We start from the raw sequence: 18,570 nt of genomic DNA, 5'->3' as shown, positions 1-18,570 counted from the left end.
GTTAACCGGTCGGCGAAAAAGCCTGCGGCAAACGGACCCGCGCGCTTTCCTTCGCGCAGCGGGGTTCCTATGTTAACGCTCAATGACATGTTCCACCGCGCGGGCTGCTGATCCTGCAGGCTGGCGGCGGGGTCCATCACGAGACGAAGCAGGGACGTCCAGGCGCCGCAACGGCCCAACTTTCGGCCCTTTTGCCACGATGATGGCCCCAGCGGGCGCACATCCAGCCGTTCAGCGGCGGACCTAGAGAGGCAATTGATGAATTCCAATTTCCGGAACCTGGCGTTGTGGGTGGTCATCGGCCTCCTGCTTATCGCTCTCTTCAACCTGTTCCAGAGTCCGGCTCCGCGCTCGGGCGGAAACGAGATCAGCTATTCCCAGCTTCTCAATGACGTCGACAACGGACAGGTGCGATCCGTCACGATTTCCGGGAACGAGGTCACTGGCCAGTACAACGATGGTCGGACCTTCCAGTCCTACATTCCCGAGGATGCAAACCTCGTCGAGCGCCTGAACGAGCGCGGCGTCGCGATCACCGCGCAGCCGCCTGCCGACCGAGCGCCTTCGCTGCTTGGCATACTCGTTTCATGGTTCCCGATGCTGCTGCTCATCGGCGTGTGGATCTTCTTCATGCGCCAGATGCAAGGAGCGGGCGGCAAGGCGATGGGCTTCGGCAAGTCCAAGGCCAAGCTGCTGACCGAGGCCCATGGCCGGGTAACGTTTGAAGACGTGGCCGGCGTCGAGGAAGCCAAGATCGACCTGGAAGAGATCGTCGAGTTCCTGCGCGACCCGCAGAAGTTCCAGCGCCTTGGCGGCAAGATTCCGCGCGGCGTGCTGCTTGTCGGTCCTCCCGGCACCGGCAAGACGCTGCTTGCCCGCTCGGTCGCGGGTGAAGCGAACGTGCCGTTTTTCACGATCTCGGGTTCCGACTTCGTCGAGATGTTCGTCGGCGTCGGCGCGAGCCGTGTCCGCGACATGTTCGAACAGGCGAAGAAGAACGCCCCGTGCATCATCTTCATCGACGAAATCGACGCCGTCGGTCGTCACCGTGGCGCGGGCCTTGGCGGCGGCAATGACGAGCGCGAGCAGACACTGAACCAGCTTCTCGTCGAGATGGACGGCTTCGAGACCAACGAAGGCATCATCCTGATCGCCGCGACGAACCGTCCCGACGTTCTCGACCCGGCGCTGCTGCGTCCCGGCCGTTTCGACCGGCAGGTCGTCGTGCCGAACCCGGACGTCTTGGGCCGCGAGAAGATCCTCAACGTCCACGTGCGAAAGGTGCCGCTGGCACCGGATGTCGACCTCAAGGTTATCGCGCGCGGCACGCCTGGCTTCTCGGGTGCGGACCTCGCCAACCTCGTCAATGAATCCGCGCTTCTGGCCGCGCGCCGCAACAAGCGGCTGGTGACGATGGCCGAATTCGAGGACGCCAAGGACAAGGTGATGATGGGTGCGGAACGCCGCGCCATGGTCATGACCGAGGACGAGAAGCGCCTGACCGCCTACCATGAAGCCGGCCACGCCATCGTCGCGTTCAACGTTCCCGCGACCGATCCGGTGCACAAGGCGACAATCATTCCGCGTGGCCGTGCACTCGGCATGGTCATGCAGCTTCCCGAACGCGACAAGCTGTCGATGTCCTACGAGCAGATGACCTCGCGCCTTGCCATCATGATGGGTGGCCGCGTGGCGGAAGAGGAAATCTTCGGCTGGGACAAGGTCACATCCGGTGCCGCCTCCGACATCGAGCAGGCGACCAAGCTTGCCCGCATGATGGTGACGCGCTGGGGCCTGTCCGACCAACTCGGCACGGTTGCCTACGGCGAGAACCAGGAAGAGGTGTTCCTCGGCCATTCGGTTTCGCGCCAGCAGAACGTCTCGGAAGAGACCGCCCAGAAGATCGACGCGGAAGTGCGCCGCTTCATCGAGGAAGGCTATGCCGAGGCACGCCGCATCCTCACCGAGCGCCGCAACGACCTCGAAGCACTGGCGCAGGGCCTGCTCGAATACGAGACGCTTTCGGGCCAGGAGATCCGCGACCTGCTGGACGGCAAGCCGCCCATCCGCGACGCCGACCTCGACAAGCCGACCTCGCGCGGCTCCTCGATTCCCAAGACCGGCAAGCCGAAGCCCAAGAAGGGTGGCGAGCCGGATGCGGGCGGCATGGAGCCCCAGCCGGGCGTCTGACGCCGCCGCAAAGCTCTCGCCGCAAGGCACGTGAAATAAAGCAAGGCCCCGCCGGAACCTCCTGCGGGGCCTTTCTGTTGGTTCCACATATTGTCCCCCGAAAACCAAGGCATGTGGAACCATGAGCAGCAAGAAATCCGGCCCGCCGACAACGACGGACGCGGGCATCCGCGTCCAGAGCGAAGAGCATTCGCTGACCGTCGGCAGCGATGGCCCGATCGTCCTCAACGATCACTACCTGCTCGAGCAGATGGCCAACTTCAACCGCGAGCGCATCCCCGAGCGCCAGCCCCACGCCAAGGGCGGCGGCGCGTTCGGCCATTTCAAGGTGACGCAGGACGTTTCCAAGTACACCAAGGCAGCCGTGTTCCAGCCCGGTGCGAAGACCGACGTGCTGATCCGCTTCTCGACGGTTGCCGGTGAGCGCGGCAGCCCCGACACGTGGCGCGACCCGCGCGGCTTCTCGGTGAAGATGTACACCGAGGAAGGCAACTTCGACATGGTCGGCAACAACACGCCGATCTTCTTCATCCGCGATCCGATCAAGTTCCAGCAGTTCATCCGCAGTCAGAAGCGTCGTGCCGACAACGACATGCGCGACCACGACATGCAGTGGGATTTCTGGACCCTGTCGCCGGAGAGCGCGCACCAGGTGACGTACCTGATGGGCGACCGCGGCATTCCGAAGTCGTGGCGCGAGATGAACGGCTATTCGAGCCACACCTATTCGCTGGTGAACGCGAAAGGCGAGAAGTTCTGGGTGAAGTTCCACTTCCACACCGACCAGGGCGACGGCAACGCCTATCTCAGCCAGGACGAGGCCGACAAGCTGGCCGGGACCGACGGCGATTATCATCGCCGCGATCTGTTCAATGCGATCCGCGACGGCAACCATCCGAGCTGGACGCTCAAGTGGCAGGTCATGCCCTACGAGGATGCCAAGACCTACCACCTGAACCCGTTCGACCTGACCAAGGTCTGGCCGCATGACGACTACCCGCTGATGGAAGTCGGCAAGATGGTGCTTGACCGCAACCCGACTGACTTCCACACGGAAATCGAGCAGGCGGCATTCGAGCCCAACAACATGGTGCCGGGCATCGGCCTGTCGCCGGACAAGATGCTGCTGGCGCGCGGCTTCTCCTATGCGGATGCGCACCGTGCGCGGCTCGGCGTCAACTACAAGCAGATACCGGTCAACAAGCCGCAGGCCCCTGTCCATTCCTATTCCAAGGACGGTGCGATGCGGGTGGAGAACGTGGCAGACCCGGTCTACGCGCCGAACTCGTATGGCGGACCCTCGGCGCAGCCGCTTCCCGAGGAGGCCGGCCTTTGGCACGCCGATGGTGACATGGTCCGCACGGCCTACGCGCTGCGCGAGGACGATGACGACTGGAGCCAGGCGGGCATTCTCGTTCGCGAGGTGATGGATGACGGGATGCGCGAACGCCTCGTCAACAACGTCGTTGGCCACTTGTGCGACGGCGTCAGCGAAAAGGTGCTGGAGCGCGCTTTCGAATACTGGCGCAACATCGACAAGGATACCGGCGACAAGATCGAGAAGGGCGTGCGCGACAAGCTGGGTGGCAAGTCCGACGCACCCGGCATGGCGTCTGCCAAGAGCATCGGCCAGCAGGAAGCGGCTGAGTAATCGCTTCCCGACCTGCACGCACGAACACGAAGGCCGGCTTTCGAGCCGGCCTTTTTGTTGTTGGGCGGTTCGATGGGCGCGCTAGTTCAGCACGTCGTTGTTGCGCAGGTTGTCGACGATGGTGTTCGTCGTATTGCGGTCGAGCGCACGGTTGAGTTCATCGCGAGACGGCACCGCCGTGCCGCGCGAGGGCACCGGGCGCGGTGCTGGCGCGGGCGTGGATGCTGCCGAGCGGCCGCGACGGCCAACCTGAATGGTCTGCTGGTTCACCTGGTAGACGAGCGTCGGGCAGGAACCGTTGATCGTCGGCACCGGGCAGTAGCTCGGCTGCGGCGGATAGAACGTCACCTGCAAGGAGTGGTTGTTGCCCTTTTCGCCGTCGGCCCCGACATCGGCACCGAAGAAGCCGTCGCTGCCGATGGGCAGCGAGCTGATGCGGGCCGAGGCGCTGCCGCTCATCGAAATCTCGAAATAGAGATTGTAGTCGAGCTGGGTGACGTTGGTGTTGGTCAGCTCGATGGTGTCGCGCACCCGCGCGAAGAGTTCGTCGAAGCCGATCTTGCCCACCAGCATGATGCGCTTGCCCTGATAGTAGAGCGCGTCGTTGCAGATCGTGTCGTAGACGTCCGCATTGAGCTTCGACAGGGACTCGGTGAAGTAGATGCGCTCGGTCTTTGCGCCGTAGCCCGACAGCCGCGATGACATGCCAATGGAAAGCGTGCCGGGGTTCGTCGGCACGATGAAGCTGACGCCGCCGCCGGCGCCTGCGGAGTTCGAAACCTTCATGGAAAGCTGCAGCGCGGAGAGCCAGTCTCCGGCAAGCTGCTCGTTGTTGCGATAGGCCTCGCGCAGCTCGCACTTGATGTTGCGCAGCACGTCGGTCGGCGTCACGTCGTAGACCTCGGCCTTGGGCGTCGTTGCGCATCCGCCGGCAAGACTTGCCAGCAACACGCAGACGATGGCGGGAAGCATACGCATGAAAAACGCCTTGAGAGCCTTCGACGAAGGCGCAGTGAAGGGAATTCGGCTTCGCTATTCAACCGCAAATATGGGCAAGGCTGCGGCAATCGCGCCACGGTGGCCAGCAATCGTTAACCCTGAGGCTGGTTGAGGCGCGCGCACGACTTGCCGCGACACCAAACGGAAAGACCGTTATGTTACCGCTCGTGCCACGCGAATTGACCACGCAGCCCAGCGATTAGACGCTAGAAGCTGCGGGCGGCAGACCATGCTGGTTCGGAGGAAACGATGCGCAACTATTTCGGCACCGATGGCGTGCGGGGGCAGGCGAACCGCTATCCCATGACGGCGGATATCGCCATGAAGGTCGGGATGGCCGCCGGTACGGTGTTTCGCCGGGGCGTGCATCGCCACCGCGTCGTGATCGGCAAGGACACGCGCCTGTCCGGCTACATGATCGAGAACGCCATGGTCGCGGGCTTCACGTCGGTGGGCATGGACGTGTTCCTGCTTGGTCCGATGCCGACGCCGGCGGTTGCCATGCTGACGCGCTCGATGCGCGCCGACCTCGGCGTGATGATCTCCGCCTCCCACAACCCCTACCAGGACAACGGCATCAAGCTGTTCGGCCCGGATGGCTACAAGCTGTCCGACGAGACCGAAAAGCAGATCGAGAACCTCGTTGATTCCGACCTGAACGAATATCTCGCCAAGCCGCAGGCGCTGGGCCGCGCCAAGCGCATCGATTCCACCCACGCACGCTATATCGAGTACGCCAAGCGCACGCTGCCGCGGCACATGGAGTTCGAGGGCCTGCGCGTCGTCGTCGACTGCGCCAACGGCGCCGCCTACAAGGTCGCGCCGGAAGCCCTGTGGGAACTGGGTGCGGATGTCTTTTCGCTCGGTGTCGAGCCGAACGGCTTCAACATCAACAAGGAATGCGGATCGACTTCCACCGACGCGCTGGCTGCAAAGGTGCATGAGGTGCGCGCCGATATCGGCATCGCACTCGATGGCGACGCGGACCGCGTCATCCTCGTCGACGAGCAGGGCAAGGTCGTCGACGGCGACCAGCTGATGGCGGTGATCGCCCAGTACTGGAAGGAACAGGACCGGCTGACGGGTGGCGGCATCGTCGCGACCATCATGTCGAACCTCGGGCTGGAGCGCTATCTCGGCTCCATCGGCCTCAACATGGCGCGCACGCCGGTGGGCGACCGCTACGTCGTCGAGCACATGCGCGAGAACGGCTACAACGTGGGCGGCGAACAGTCCGGCCACATGGTGCTGTCCGATTTCACCACCACGGGCGACGGGCTTGTCGCGGCGCTTCAGGTGCTGGCGGTGGTGAAGGAATCCGGCAAGCCGGTGAGCGAGGTCTGCCACCGCTTCGAACCGCTGCCGCAGGTGATGCGCAACGTGCGCTACACCGGTCAGTCCCCGCTGAAGGCCGAGACGGTCAGCGCGGCGATCAAGGGTGCGGAAGAACGCCTCGACGGGGTCGGGCGTCTGGTGGTCCGCGCGTCGGGCACCGAGCCGGTCATCCGCGTGATGGCGGAAGGCGAGGACAGCGACCTGGTGGAATCCACCGTCGGCGAGCTTGCCGACCTGATCGGCCGCAGCAACTAGGCTTCCACGCCGTCTAGATCAGCCGAGGCAGGCTTTCATGGCCTCGGCGAAGCGGTCGAAGTCGTCTTCATCATTGTAGAGATGCGGTGTCACGCGCACCGTGCTGCCGCGCACGCTGACGTGCACGTTGTGCTGCGCGAGGCGCGCCACGAGGTTCTCCGGCAAGCCGCCGTCGCGGTTCAGCCCGGCGAAGTGGCTGGCGCGCGCGCTCTGCGGCATGACGGTGAAGCCGAGTTCGGATGCGCGCGATGCCAGCGCCTGCGTCTTCTCTCCCAGCGTGTGCTCGATATTGGCGATGCCCCAGCGCTCGATCTGTTCGAGTGCCGCGTGCAGCATTGGCAGCAGATGGAAGTTTGCACGCTCGCCCATGTCGTAGCGCACGGCACCGGGCTGGTAGCCCCCGGCATAGTCGACGAGGCCTGCGAAATTCTCCGCACCGTCGCGCGTGATCCAGTTTTCTTCCAGTGGTCGCCCGTCCTGCCGGTGGGGTGCTGCGTAGAAGAGGCCCGTCGCGTAGGGACCAAGCAGCCACTTGTAGGCGGCGATGACGGCGAAGTCCGCGCCAATCTCGGCAAGGTCGATTGGGCGCGCGCCGGCAGACTGCGTCAGGTCCAGCACCAGGGCCGCGTCGACGTCTCGGCACTTCGGGCCGACACGGGCGAGGTCCACCAGCGTGCCATCCGTCCAGTGGCAATGGGGCAGGGCGACGACAGCCGTGCGATCGCTGATGGCAGCGATCACGGCAGCCGCCCAATCGAGCGTGCCGTCGGCCTGTCGCGCCTCGTTGCGGGTGACGAAGCGCAGGCTCGCGCCGGCTTCATCCGCAAGGCGCTTCCACGAATAGACGTTGGAGGGGAACTGCTCGCCCAACAGCACGATGTCCTGACCAGCCTCGACGGGCAGGTTCGCCGCTGCGGCGGCGACCCCGTAAGAGGCGGACGGCACGATGGCATAGTCGCCGGCGCTGCCCCCGAACAGGGAGGCGGCCAGAGCACGGACCGCATCGACCGGCTCGAAGAAGTCGTTCGGCGTGAGCGTCCACGGCTGCACCTTGGAGGCGATGCCGCTGGCGCCCGCCGCAATGACGGTGTGGGACAGCGGGCCGACATAGGCGCAGTTGAGGTAGGCGACGTCGCGCGGAATGTCGAAGATGTTGCGCTGGGAGGCGATGAGATCGGGCATGTGTGATCCGTCAGCAGGAGAGACAGAACCGCGTACCCCAATCGCGCCGATCCCGCAAATTTAGACTTTGTTCATGTCAGTAAATATTCATTCTTCGTTTACCATCATTAATCAACCATAATGAAGCGTTAACGAAGCAGAATTACCCGAGAATTAGCCAGTAGATCAATTTTTCTTGGTTAAGTAACGTAGTTAAGTCTGGATTAACTATCATCCGTCATAGTCAATACCGGTTTCATAATGATCCCGGTCCAGGGGAACTTAACCCGGGGTCCCAGTAAGGGTGACGACAATGACGAAAGCCAGCAAAGTACAGTATGCGATCGCCTTGATCGCGGGACTGGCTGCGACCGGGACTGCCGGGGCGGCCGACCTTCTTCCTCCGCCGCCGCTGCCAGAGCCGCCGACCGTCCACGTGGGCGGCGGGCTTTATCTCCGCGGTTACATCGGCATGACCAACCAGAGCGTCGACAGCCTCGAGAACGCCCAGTTCGCGACCGCGGAAGTGACCTGGTTGAACGAACCCGGCTTCGACTCCTCTCCGCTCTTCGGTGGCGGTATCGGTTGGGTGGTCAACGACTGGTTCCGGGTGGACGGCACGGCGGAATTTCGTGGCCGCGCCACGTTCCACGGCCTTGATTCCTACGACACGCTTCCCGCCGACGGCACGCCCGACGGCTCCAACAACTATGACGGCGCCAAGTCGGAATGGCTGCTGCTCGCCAACGCCTACTTCGACCTCGGCACCTGGCACGGCATCACGCCTTATGTCGGTGCTGGTATCGGTGCCTCGCGCAACACGATCCACAACTTCACCGACACCAACGCTCCGGTCGGTGGTGAAGCCTACGGCGCGACGAAGTCCAAGTGGGACCTCGCCTGGGCCCTTCATGCCGGCATGGGCTACCAGGTCACGGACCGCCTGACGCTGGATCTTGCCTACCGCTATGTCGACATGGGTGACGGCGTCACCGGCGACCTGGTTGCCTTCGACGGCACCAACGCGGTGGACAACCCGATGCACTTCAAGAGCCTGACCTCCCACGATGTCATGCTCGGCATTCGCTGGAACTTCGATGCACCGGCCCCGATCTCGGACCTGCCGCCCCCGCCGGCCATCTTCAAGCACTAGTACCAACGACCATCGTTGCGCCCGGCCTGACTTCGGGCGCGACGAAACCCTTGTTCCGACCTGATCACGCCGCCGGCAATCGCCGGCGGCGTTTTTCGTTCAGGCTCTCGCGGCTACTTGGTGAGGATAAGCTTGCCATTGCCGGTGACGCTGAGGCGGTAAACCTGGTCCTGGAAGGCGATGCGCACTTCCTTTCGGCCCTGCAGCAGGGCTTCCCCGTCCAGCAGGGGTGCCGCGGAGTCTGTGGCCGATGCCATGTTCCGACGGCTGTCAGATGGGTCGTTGGTGTCGCTCACGAGAGGTTACTCCAGACAATCGACGTGCCTTGCCCCAGCCGGTTGCCGCCTCAGCAGGCCGGTGCGCACGCATGAAAAGTTGCGGGTTCGTCTACCGTCTAAAAAAGTTGACTCGTGAAATCAAGTTAAGATATAGCCCGTCGCATTGGGGGACCCGAAACGGGTCTTTGGGGGAAAGCCAGCCAGTGCGTTGAGACCGCATCAGCCAGCCATCCGGCGTAACCGTCGTATGTGGAGGCGAGTAGCGGTGAACAGGAACTGGATTGGACTATTGCCCGCAGCAGCGGTGCTTGGGGGCACCATGGGCGAGGCACTTGCGCGCGAGGATATCGTACTGGACACGGTGACCGTGTCGGCAACGCGCGAGGATGCGGCACCCGTCGAGCAGATGTCGTCGACGAGCGTCGTCAACGCAGAGGTGCTGGAGCGCATCCAGCCGGACACGGTGGCCGACGTCCTGCAGTCGGTGCCCGGCGTCACCACGTCGGAAACCGGCGATGACACGGCGTCCGCCATCAACATCCGCGGGCTTCAGGATTTCGGCCGCGTCAACGTGATGATCGACGGCGCGCGCCAGAACTTCCAGCGCTCCGGGCACAATGCCGACGGCAGCTTCTATCTGGAGCCGGAGCTCATCAAGGACGTGACCGTCATTCGCGGACCAGTCGCCAACGTCTTCGGCTCCGGTGCCATCGGCGGCGTGGTGGCGTTCGAGACCATCGACCCGTTCGAGTTCCTGCGCCCCGGCGAGCGCTTTGCGTTCTCCAGCAAGGGGCAGCTGACATTCAACGCCGACGGGTTCGTCACCAGCAACACGGCCGCCGCCGGTGCCGACGAGCGCTTCGGCATCATCGCCAACATCACCTACCGCGACCAGGACGATTACCACGACGGGGACGGCACCACGGTCCCTTCCGAGCGCGAAGTGCTGGCCGGGTTTGGCAAGGTGCAGTGGCGCATCAACGAGGACATGGAGCTGAAGGTTGGCTACGTCGGCAACCGTGCCGACTACGTGTCGGGCGTCACCGCGACGCCGCGCCAGAACGATGTCGCCGACGACACCGCAACGGGCCGGTTCACGTGGGATCCGGTCGATAACCCCTTCGTAAACCTGACCGTCAACTCGTACTGGACGCGCACCGACGCAATGCAGACCGAGGTCGGCAGCGGCGACGAGCGGTTCTTCAATCTCGAGACCGTCGGGTTCGATGCCTACAACACGTCGGAGTTCTTCTCCCACGGCTTCGACCAGGCGGTGACGTTCGGCATCGATGCCTTCCATGACCGGGTGACGACACAGGATCTCAACGGCACCGGATCGCTGTTCACGCCATCTGGCGAGCGCGAGATCTATGGCGGCTTCGTGCAGTACGAACTGGAGCGCGGTACCTGGCTGGATGTCGTCGCGGCGCTGCGTTTCGATGCCTACGACCTGTCGGGCGAGACGCTTTCGGGGGCGGTGGAAAACAGCGGCAACCGTGTCTCGCCGAAGATCACGCTAGGGCTCAGCCCGTTCGAAGAGGGCACGTTGTCCGGCTTCCAGGTCTACGGGACCTATGCGGAAGGCTATCGCGCACCGGCGGTGACGGAGACGTTCGTTTCCGGCCTGCATCCGCCCTTCTCGCCGATGAGCCCGGCGACGTTCCAGTTCATCCCGAACCCGGACCTGCAGCCGGAAGTGGGCAAGACCTTCGAGATCGGCGTCAACTACAAGCGCGACAACCTGTGGCGCGAAGGCGATGCGCTGCGGGTGAAGGCCGCGATCTTCCACAACAACGTGGAAGACTTCATCGAGGCGCAGGCGGTGCCGCCCTTCGGCTTCCCGATCGTCTTCAACTACCAGTATGTGAACGTCGCCAATGCCGAGCTGAACGGTGCGGAGTTCGAGGCGACCTACGACACGGGCCGCTGGTTTGCTTCGCTCGCCGCGTCCATGGTGCGCGGCGAGAACAGCGACACGGGCGACTACCTCTACTCGCTGCCCGCCGACAAGGTCGCCACGACCTTCGGTGTGCGCTTCCTGGAAGAACGTTTGACGCTCGGCGCGACATGGATCGCGACCGCCGCGCAGGACCGCGTGCCGCCCCCGGACCCCACGACCGGTTCGCTGATCGACCCGAGCGAGGCCTACAACGTGGTGAACCTCTTCGCCACCTACGAGGCCAACGAGAACTTCTCCATGGGTGCGGCAATCGACAACGTGTTCGACGAGCAGTACCGGCCTTACCTGAACCAGAACTCCAGCGCCGGCATCGGCGGCAAGGTCTGGCTCAAGGTGCGGTTCGGCGCCTAAGCGAAAAGGACGAGGAGCACCGCGATGACCCACGCCGCCAGCCAGCCGTTGCCGCCAGCATTCTTTGCGGCCAACGACCACGAGGATATCGACCTGGAAGGGCTCGAACTGGTCCGCCTCATCTGTGTCGCCTATAGCGGCAAACGGGACGGGGCGTGGGAAGTGGCGCTGGAGCGGGCCGAGGCCCGCCACGGTGCCAGCGGCGGGGCGCAATTGTTTGCGGCGGTGCGCGCGCTGATGGCGGCAATTCGCGGGTGGCGCGGGTCGTGCTTCGACTTCATGAACCCGTGGTGCGCCGAATGCCGCCTGCACGTCACCGCGCACGAACTGGCGCTGCTGTCCCTCATCAGCGCGGCGCGGCGTGGCGACCGGCCCGTGATGACGGCGCAGGCCATGGTCGTGTCGGAGGGATGCGCATGCGAGGATGTGGTCCAGACAGCTCAGAGGCTTGGCCGGGTCCTCAAGACGCTGGCGAGAGAAACGGCTGAAACCGTGTCGCTGCCCACGGACGGACCGGGCCGGCTGGCGCGCCTGCACCGCCACGCCTGAGAGACGATTTCAGCCAGGTGCCGGAGACAAGACCGCGCTGGCGACAAACAGGAGATGTGACATGAACTTCATCGCGATGAACCGCTTCAAGGTCGGCAAAGGCAACGAACAGGCGTTTGAATCCGTCTGGCTCAACCGGGAGATTCATCTCCACAAGGAGCCGGGTTTTATCGAGTTCCACCTGCTGCGCGGGCCGGACCGGGACGACCATGTGCTCTATTCCTCGCACACGGTCTGGGAAAGCGAGGCCAATTTCACCGCGTGGACCAAGTCGCAGTCCTTCCGTGATGCACACAAGGGCGTGGGCGAGCGCGGCTCGCTCTATCTCGGCCACCCGGAATTCGAGGGCTTCACCGTCATCCAGACCGTGGCGGCGGACGGCACCAGCGAAGCCGCCGAGTAACACGGCACTCCGCGCCGGCCGTTTGGCCTGCGATTCACGTCGCGCTTGACGGCCGGTGCAAAACCCGTCATCTCCATCAGTGGGCCACCTCTCCCCAACGAGAGGCGACTATCTGTGAGGGTAGCATGACAGATAAGACGAAACCGGCTGCGCGGCCGGACAATCCGCGTTTTTCTTCCGGTCCCTGCACCAAGCGACCCGGCTGGACGCCCGACGTTCTGTCCGACGCGCTTCTGGGACGCTCCCACCGATCCAAACCCGGCAAGGCACGCCTTCAGCATGCCATCGACCTGACGCGCAAGGTGCTTCAGGTGCCGGACGACTATCGCATCGGCATCGTGCCGGCGTCGGATACCGGCGCGGTCGAAATGGCGATGTGGACCATGCTCGGCGCGCGTGGCGTCGACATGCTCGCGTGGGAAAGCTTCGGCTCCGGCTGGGTGAGTGACGTCCAGAAGCAATTGAAGCTGGACGACGTGCGCACCATTGAAGCCTCCTATGGCACGCTTCCGAACCTTTCCACCGTCGACACGAAGACCCGCGACGTGGTCTTCACCTGGAACGGCACCACGTCCGGCGTTCGCGTGCCGGATGGCGACTGGATCGCGGGAGACCGCGAGGGTCTTACGATCTGCGACGCGACGTCCGCCGCCTTCGCCCAGTATCTCGACTGGGCCAAGCTCGATGTCGTGACCTACTCCTGGCAGAAGGTGCTCGGCGGGGAAGCCGCGCACGGCATGCTGATCCTCTCGCCGCGCGCGGTCGAGCGGCTTGAAAGCTTCAAGCCGGATCGGGCACTGCCGAAGATCTTCCGCCTGACCAAGGGTGGCAAGCTAATCGAGGGCATCTTCTCCGGCGAGACGATCAACACCCCGTCCATGCTCTGCGTCGAGGACTATATCGACGCGCTGGAATGGGCTGACAGCCTCGGCGGGCTGGACGCTCTTGTGGCCCGTGCGAATGCCAATCTCGGCGTCATCGAGGACTGGGTCGCGCGAACGAAGTGGATCGGCTTCCTGCCGAAGGTCGAGGCAACGCGCTCCAACACCTCCGTGTGCCTGTGCATTGTCGACCCGGACATTGCCGCGCTCGACCCAAAGGCACAGGCGGCCTTCGCCAAGGCGATGGTCTCGCGGCTCGAAGCGGAAGATGTCGCGCTCGATATCGGCAGCTACCGCGATGCGCCCCCCGGGCTTCGCATCTGGAGCGGCGCGACGGTCGAGACATCCGACCTCGAAGCGCTGATGCCGTGGCTCGACTGGGCGTATGCCTGCGAGCTGGCTGCACTCAAGGCGGCGGCCTGACGGCCTGAAACCTCAAGCGGGCGGCACGCGCTGCCCGCGATTTTCCCATTTTCAGCGAAGTTCAGCCCGCGCCGCATGACCGGCCCTTGCGGGCACACACAGGAGACAAGGCCCATGGCTCCCCGCGTACTCATTTCCGACCAGCTGTCGGATGCCGCCGTCGATATCTTCCGCAATCGCGGCATCGAGGTCGACTTCAATCCGGAACTCGGCAAGGACAAGGATGCGCTCGTCGCGGTCCTCAACGACTATGACGGCATCGCCATCCGCTCGGCGACCAAGCTGACGGAAAGCGTGCTGCGCGACGTCGACAAGCTGCGCGTCATCGGTCGCGCGGGCATCGGCGTCGACAATGTCGACGTGCCGTTCGCCAGTTCCAAGGGCATCATCGTGATGAATACGCCCTTCGGAAACTCGGTGACGACAGCGGAACACGCGATCTCGCTCATGCTCGCGCTGGCGCGCCAGATACCGGAAGCCGATGCCTCGACCCAGGCCGGCAAGTGGGAGAAGAACAAGTTCGTCGGCGTCGAGATCACCGGCAAGACCCTCGGCGTGATCGGCTGCGGCAATATCGGCGCCATCGTCATCGACCGGGCGCAAGGGTTGCGCATGAAGGTGATCGGGTTCGACCCGTTCCTGTCGCCGGAGCGGGCAATGGAACTCGGCATCGAAAAGGTCGAGCTGGACGAATTGCTGTCGCGCGCCGACTTCATCACCCTGCACACGCCGCTGACCGACAAGACGCGCAACATCCTCAGCGCCGATGCCATCAACAAGACCAAACCCGGCGTGCGCATCATCAATTGCGCGCGCGGCGGGTTGCTGGACGAAGCAGCCCTTCGCGCAGCCCTTGAAAGCGGGCACGTTGCGGGTGCTGCCATCGACGTGTTCTCGGAAGAGCCGGCGAAGGAAAACGTGCTGTTCGGCGCGCCGAACCTCATCTGCACGCCGCACCTGGGGGCTGCCACTCACGAAGCGCAGGAGAAGGTCGCGCTTCAGGTCGCCGAGCAGATGGCCGACTACCTTCTGACGGGCGCCGTCACCAACGCGCTCAACATGCCGTCGATCTCGGCGGAGGAAGCCCCGCGCCTGACCCCGTATGTGAAGCTTGCTGAATCGCTCGGCTCCTTCGCGGGTCAGTTGACCGAGACCGGCATCAAGGCGATCCGGCTGGAGTTCGAGGGCGACGTTGCCGAGATGAACGTCAAGGCGCTGACTGCGGCAGCCCTTGCCGGCGTCATGCGCCCGGCGCTATCGGACGTGAACATGGTCTCTGCGCCCATCGTTGCGAAGGATCGCGGGATCAAGGTGGAGGAAGTGCGCCGCGCGCAGCAGGGGGCGTATGAAAACTACATCCGCCTGACGGTCGTCACCGAACGGCAGGAGCGGTCGGTTGCCGGCACGGTCTTCTCGGACGGCAAGCCGCGCCTGATCCAGGTGAAGGGTATCAACATGGAAGCCGAACTCGCGCCGAACATGATCTACGTCACGAACGACGACAAGCCGGGCTTCATCGGGGCCATCGGCACGCTGTTCGGTGATGCGGGCGCGAACATCGCGACGTTCAACCTCGGGCGCACGGCACCCGGCGCGGATGCGATCTGCCTGCTGGAAGTCGACCAGCCTGTGTCGCCGGACTTGCTGGCGGGCATCGCGAAGTTGCCGATGGTGAACCAGGTGAAGCCGCTGCGCTTCTGACGGTCCGGGGCGGTGGCCGCGTTGCCGCCGCAATCGGCTGCAAGCTGGCAAACCGGGTGGGGGCGCGACGAGATCAACAGGTGCCCCCATGCCGTTTTCCCTTCCCGCCCGCTCGCTCGGCGTCCTCGCCATCACGACAGCGAGCCTGCTTGCCTCCAGCGCGCTTGCCGCGCAGTACAATCCTGACAGCCGGATCGACGCGGTGACGGTTTTCCCGTCCGGGGCGGAGATCGAGCGCATCGCGTCGGTGCAGCTGTCCGACGGGTCCCACGAGATCGTCTTCGACAACCTGCCGGACGGCATCCGCGCGGACGACGTACGCGTCGAGGGTGTCAGCGCGGGCGAACTTCTCATCGGCTCGGTGGATGTTGCGCGGGTTCCGGTGACCGGCGATCCGGCCCTTCGCAATGCACTGGAAGCCGAGCGCGAAAGCCTTACCGACCGCAAGAGCGAGATCGAGGGGCGGATCCGCACCGCGGAGCTTCAGCGCGACATGATCCGCGAAATGGTCCAGATGCCGGCCGCGCAGCCTGACCAGCCCGCCGCCGCGCCGCCGATGCCGCCGGAAGCGCTGTTTACCTTCATTGCCGAACGGCACGGACAGATCGAGGCGACGATCCTCGAAGCCCGCAAGGACATTCGCGACATCGAGCGGCGGATTGCCGAGATCGACCGCGAGCTTTCCCGCCAGAACGGCACCGGCGACTGGGCGACGCGCGTGATCGTCAACGTCGATGCAGCGGGCGCGGGTGGGAGTGAACTGAAGCTGCGCTACCGCCACGCACGGGCCTCATGGCAGCCGGTCTATGACGCACGGCTCGACACGCAGGCGAAAAGCGGCGGGCTGACGATCACCCAGCGCGCGGCGGTGAACCAGCGCACGGGCGAGGACTGGTCCGGCGTGCGCATGGCACTTGCGACGACGCGCCCGAGCGGCATGACGGCGGCGCCCGAAGCGGACGTGCGCTATGTCGGCTTCGCGCGGCCGGAGCGAAAGGAGCGACGCGTGGGCGGTTCGTTCATGCAGGATGGCGATGCTGCGATGATGGCGCCTGCACCAGCTGCCGAACCGCCGCAGCCGACGGTGCAGCGCGAAGCAGAAGAGCAGCGCGCGCAAGTTACCGACCTCGGGTTCGATGCCATGTACGCCGTGCCGGGGCTTGTCGCGGTGCCGTCGACCGACGATGCCAAGCTCCTGCAGGTCGGAACGTGGGAGAGCGATGCGAACATGGAGGCGCGGATCGTGCCGGCGCGCTTCGAGGCGGCATTCCTTACCGTGCGCTTCATTCACGAAGGCGACGCGCCGCTGCCGGAAGGCCAGGTCCGGCTGTTCCGGGACGGCATCTTCATCGGGCAGGGCCAGATGCCGCTGGCCATGACGGGCGACGAGACCGAACTCGGCTTCGGGCGCGACGAGCGCATCACGGTCGAGCGTCAGCTTGTCTCAAAGCGTCAGGGCGAGGAGGGCATCTTCTCCAAGGCGAAGACCGACGTCACCGACTGGCGCACGGCGATCACCAATCACCATTCCGTGCCCGTCGATGTCGTGGTGCTGGAGAGCCTGCCGCAGCCGCTCGATGAAAGGATCACGGTCGCGGCGCTCTCCACCAACGACAAGCCGGACGAGACGGATGTCGATGATAAGCCCGGCGTGATGGCATGGCGGTTCGCGCTGGAGCCGGGTGCTGAGCGCAGGTTGGCGTTCGGCTTCCGGATCGACTGGCCGGACGGCGAGCGCATCCTGCTCGGCCGGCGCTAGGGTGCGCTGTGGCGGTGGTTCGCCGCCGCCACCGTCCTACCAGTGAACGAGAATGTTCTTGAACTGCCACGGGTCCTTCTTGTCGATGTCTTCCTCGAACAGGCCAGGGCGTCCATCGAGCGGCGTCCAGTCGGTGTAGTAACCCTTCACCGGGCCGAGATAGGGGCGCTGCACTTCAAGGCAGCGGCGATAGTCCATCTCGTCGGTCTCGACGATGCCGGCCTTCGGGTTTTCCAGCGCCCAGACCATGCCCGCCAGCACGGCGGACGTGACCTGCAGGCCGGTGGCGTTCTGGTAGGGGGCAAGCTCGCGGGTCTCTTCCAGCGAAAGCTGCGAGCCGTACCAGTAGGCGTTCTTCTTGTGGCCGTAGAGCAGGACACCAAGCTCGTCGATGCCGTCGACAAGCTCGTTTTCGTCCAGCACGTGCAGCTCTGGCTGCGCCTTGCCGGCCGCGCCGAACATCTCGTGCAGCGACAGCACCGCGTCGTTGCAGGGGTGGTAGGCGTAGTGGCAGGTCGGGCGATAGGTGACCTTGCCGGCCTTGTCGCGGACGGTGAAGAAGTCGGCGATCGAAACCGATTCATTGTGCGTGACGAGGAAGCCGTATTGCGCGCCCGGCGTCGGGCACCAGGTGCGCACGCGGGTGTTTGCGCCGGGCTGCTCCAAGAAGACCGCGGCCTTGTTGCCCTTCTTCTGCTTGCGGGCGTTCTTTGGCATCCACTTCTCGTGGGTGCCCCAGCCGAGCTCTGCCGGTTGAAGACCTTCGGAGATGAAGCCTTCCACCGACCACGTGTTCCAGAACACGTTGAGCGGCTTGGGGTCCTTGGCGCGCTGGGTGTCGCGCTCGGCGATGTGCACGCCCTTCACGCCCAGCTTCTTCATCAGCTTGGCCCAGCCCTCGCGGTCGTCGGTGGCCGGTTCGGAGAACTTGATGCCGGTGTCGTTGGCGAGGTCGACGAGCGCCTGCTTCACGAACCACGAAACCATGCCGGGGTTTGCCCCGCAGCACGAGACGGCGGTGGTACCGCCGGGGTTCTTGCGCTTTTCCTCGCGCACCGTTTCGCGCAGCGCGTAGTTGGTGCGGCTCGCATTGTCGGCCTTGCTGTCGAAGTAGAAGCCGAGCCACGGCTCGACAACCGTGTCGATGTAGAGCGCATCGATCTGGCGGCAGAGCTTCATGATGTCGAGCGAGGACGTGTCGACCGACAGGTTCACGCAGAAGCCCTGGCCTTCACCTTCGCTCAGGAGGGGCTTCAGCAACTTCTTGTAGTTCTTCCTGGTGACATGCTCGGAGATGAAGCGAATGCCGCGCTCGTCCAGGAGTTCCTTGTCGGAATCCTCCGGGTCAATGACCACGAAGCGCTTGGGGTCGTAGTCGAAATGGCGTTCGATCAGGGGCAGCGTGCCGCGTCCGATGGAGCCGAAGCCGATCATCACGATGGGGCCGGTGATCTTCGCGTGTTTGGGCCAGTCTGCCATGTCTGCGTTCGTTCCCTCTTGCTGCCATTTCTCAGGTCGCGG

Annotated in this window: 14 protein-coding genes; 10 read left to right on the top strand and 4 right to left on the bottom strand. The window is 64.4% G+C overall.

Annotation, left to right across the window (positions count from 1 at the left end; translation table 11 throughout):
* Positions 1-258 precede the first annotated feature (258 nt).
* On the top strand, positions 259-2,190 hold the full coding sequence (gene ftsH / locus ACKTEK_RS12095) for an ATP-dependent zinc metalloprotease FtsH (protein ID WP_409165552.1): 1,932 nt from the start codon (positions 259-261) through the stop codon (positions 2,188-2,190).
* Positions 2,191-2,311: 121 nt separating this feature from the next.
* A complete protein-coding gene (locus ACKTEK_RS12090) occupies positions 2,312-3,841 on the top strand; it encodes a catalase (protein WP_409165551.1) in 1,530 nt (509 codons plus the stop codon).
* An 81-nt stretch (positions 3,842-3,922) separates the two neighbouring features.
* Here ACKTEK_RS12090 and ACKTEK_RS12085 read toward each other — a convergent pair whose 3' ends face one another.
* Positions 3,923-4,819, bottom strand: a complete 897-nt coding sequence (locus ACKTEK_RS12085; RefSeq protein WP_409165550.1) for a hypothetical protein — start codon at positions 4,817-4,819, stop codon at positions 3,923-3,925.
* 270 nt (positions 4,820-5,089) lie between these two features.
* On the opposite strand from ACKTEK_RS12085, the gene glmM reads away from it, so the two are divergent.
* The gene (gene glmM / locus ACKTEK_RS12080) at positions 5,090-6,430 is read left to right on the top strand and encodes a phosphoglucosamine mutase (protein ID WP_409165549.1); all 1,341 of its coding nucleotides are present in this window, start codon (positions 5,090-5,092) and stop codon (positions 6,428-6,430) included.
* An 18-nt stretch (positions 6,431-6,448) separates the two neighbouring features.
* On the opposite strand, the gene ACKTEK_RS12075 is transcribed toward glmM, so the two are convergent.
* Positions 6,449-7,612 (bottom strand): aminotransferase class V-fold PLP-dependent enzyme, encoded by a 1,164-nt coding sequence (locus ACKTEK_RS12075; RefSeq protein WP_409165548.1) that lies wholly within the window; start codon positions 7,610-7,612, stop codon positions 6,449-6,451.
* A gap of 292 nt (positions 7,613-7,904) precedes the next feature.
* Between ACKTEK_RS12075 and ACKTEK_RS12070 the strand changes: the two genes are divergently transcribed.
* Positions 7,905-8,744 carry an outer membrane protein gene (locus ACKTEK_RS12070; protein WP_409165547.1) on the top strand — a complete coding sequence of 280 codons (840 nt, stop codon included), beginning with the start codon at positions 7,905-7,907 and terminating at the stop codon, positions 8,742-8,744.
* Between the two features lie 113 nt (positions 8,745-8,857).
* Here ACKTEK_RS12070 and hemP read toward each other — a convergent pair whose 3' ends face one another.
* A complete protein-coding gene (gene hemP, locus ACKTEK_RS12065; RefSeq protein ID WP_409165546.1) occupies positions 8,858-9,040 on the bottom strand; it encodes a hemin uptake protein HemP in 183 nt (60 codons plus the stop codon).
* Between the two features lie 301 nt (positions 9,041-9,341).
* Between hemP and ACKTEK_RS12060 the strand changes: the two genes are divergently transcribed.
* From ACKTEK_RS12060 to ACKTEK_RS12035, 6 genes are all read left to right on the top strand, one after another.
* Positions 9,342-11,333 (top strand): TonB-dependent hemoglobin/transferrin/lactoferrin family receptor, encoded by a 1,992-nt coding sequence (locus ACKTEK_RS12060; RefSeq protein WP_409165545.1) that lies wholly within the window; start codon positions 9,342-9,344, stop codon positions 11,331-11,333.
* A gap of 24 nt (positions 11,334-11,357) precedes the next feature.
* A complete protein-coding gene (locus tag ACKTEK_RS12055; RefSeq protein ID WP_409165544.1) occupies positions 11,358-11,882 on the top strand; it encodes a hypothetical protein in 525 nt (174 codons plus the stop codon).
* Between the two features lie 61 nt (positions 11,883-11,943).
* Positions 11,944-12,285: an antibiotic biosynthesis monooxygenase family protein gene (locus tag ACKTEK_RS12050; protein ID WP_409165543.1), complete on the top strand. Its 342-nt coding sequence runs from the start codon at positions 11,944-11,946 to the stop codon at positions 12,283-12,285.
* Between the two features lie 125 nt (positions 12,286-12,410).
* Positions 12,411-13,589, top strand: a complete 1,179-nt coding sequence (locus ACKTEK_RS12045; RefSeq protein WP_409165542.1) for a phosphoserine transaminase — start codon at positions 12,411-12,413, stop codon at positions 13,587-13,589.
* A gap of 114 nt (positions 13,590-13,703) precedes the next feature.
* On the top strand, positions 13,704-15,290 hold the full coding sequence (gene serA, locus ACKTEK_RS12040; protein WP_409165541.1) for a phosphoglycerate dehydrogenase: 1,587 nt from the start codon (positions 13,704-13,706) through the stop codon (positions 15,288-15,290).
* A gap of 88 nt (positions 15,291-15,378) precedes the next feature.
* A complete protein-coding gene (locus ACKTEK_RS12035) occupies positions 15,379-17,049 on the top strand; it encodes a mucoidy inhibitor MuiA family protein (protein ID WP_409165540.1) in 1,671 nt (556 codons plus the stop codon).
* A 36-nt stretch (positions 17,050-17,085) separates the two neighbouring features.
* Here the strand turns inward: ACKTEK_RS12035 and ACKTEK_RS12030 are convergent, their stop codons facing one another.
* Complete coding sequence (locus ACKTEK_RS12030) at positions 17,086-18,528, bottom strand: homospermidine synthase (protein ID WP_409165539.1); 1,443 nt, start codon at positions 18,526-18,528, stop codon at positions 17,086-17,088.
* Positions 18,529-18,570: the final 42 nt, after the last annotated feature.

This window comes from Tepidamorphus sp. 3E244 (assembly GCF_046159835.1).
In the GTDB taxonomy this organism is placed as follows: domain Bacteria; phylum Pseudomonadota; class Alphaproteobacteria; order Rhizobiales; family Tepidamorphaceae; genus JACKJK01.
The sequence above is the reverse complement of the archived record's forward strand: the minus strand, read 5'-3'. Positions and strand labels throughout refer to the sequence as shown.

Excerpts from the sequence above, each read along its gene's own strand:
- ACKTEK_RS12060 (WP_409165545.1), top strand. The coding sequence starts at position 9,342 with ATGGGCGAGGCACTTGCGCGCGAGGATATCGTACTGGACACGGTGACC.
- ACKTEK_RS12055 (WP_409165544.1), top strand. The coding sequence starts at position 11,358 with ATGACCCACGCCGCCAGCCAGCCGTTGCCGCCAGCATTCTTTGCGGCC.
- ACKTEK_RS12085 (WP_409165550.1), bottom strand. The coding sequence starts at position 4,819 with ATGCGTATGCTTCCCGCCATCGTCTGCGTGTTGCTGGCAAGTCTTGCC.
- ACKTEK_RS12050 (WP_409165543.1), top strand. The coding sequence starts at position 11,944 with ATGAACTTCATCGCGATGAACCGCTTCAAGGTCGGCAAAGGCAACGAA.
- serA (WP_409165541.1), top strand. The coding sequence starts at position 13,704 with ATGGCTCCCCGCGTACTCATTTCCGACCAGCTGTCGGATGCCGCCGTC.
- ACKTEK_RS12070 (WP_409165547.1), top strand. The coding sequence starts at position 7,905 with ATGACGAAAGCCAGCAAAGTACAGTATGCGATCGCCTTGATCGCGGGA.
- ACKTEK_RS12030 (WP_409165539.1), bottom strand. The coding sequence starts at position 18,528 with ATGGCAGACTGGCCCAAACACGCGAAGATCACCGGCCCCATCGTGATG.
- ftsH (WP_409165552.1), top strand. The coding sequence starts at position 259 with ATGAATTCCAATTTCCGGAACCTGGCGTTGTGGGTGGTCATCGGCCTC.
- ACKTEK_RS12090 (WP_409165551.1), top strand. The coding sequence starts at position 2,312 with ATGAGCAGCAAGAAATCCGGCCCGCCGACAACGACGGACGCGGGCATC.
- ACKTEK_RS12075 (WP_409165548.1), bottom strand. The coding sequence starts at position 7,612 with ATGCCCGATCTCATCGCCTCCCAGCGCAACATCTTCGACATTCCGCGC.
- ACKTEK_RS12035 (WP_409165540.1), top strand. The coding sequence starts at position 15,379 with ATGCCGTTTTCCCTTCCCGCCCGCTCGCTCGGCGTCCTCGCCATCACG.
- glmM (WP_409165549.1), top strand. The coding sequence starts at position 5,090 with ATGCGCAACTATTTCGGCACCGATGGCGTGCGGGGGCAGGCGAACCGC.
- ACKTEK_RS12045 (WP_409165542.1), top strand. The coding sequence starts at position 12,411 with ATGACAGATAAGACGAAACCGGCTGCGCGGCCGGACAATCCGCGTTTT.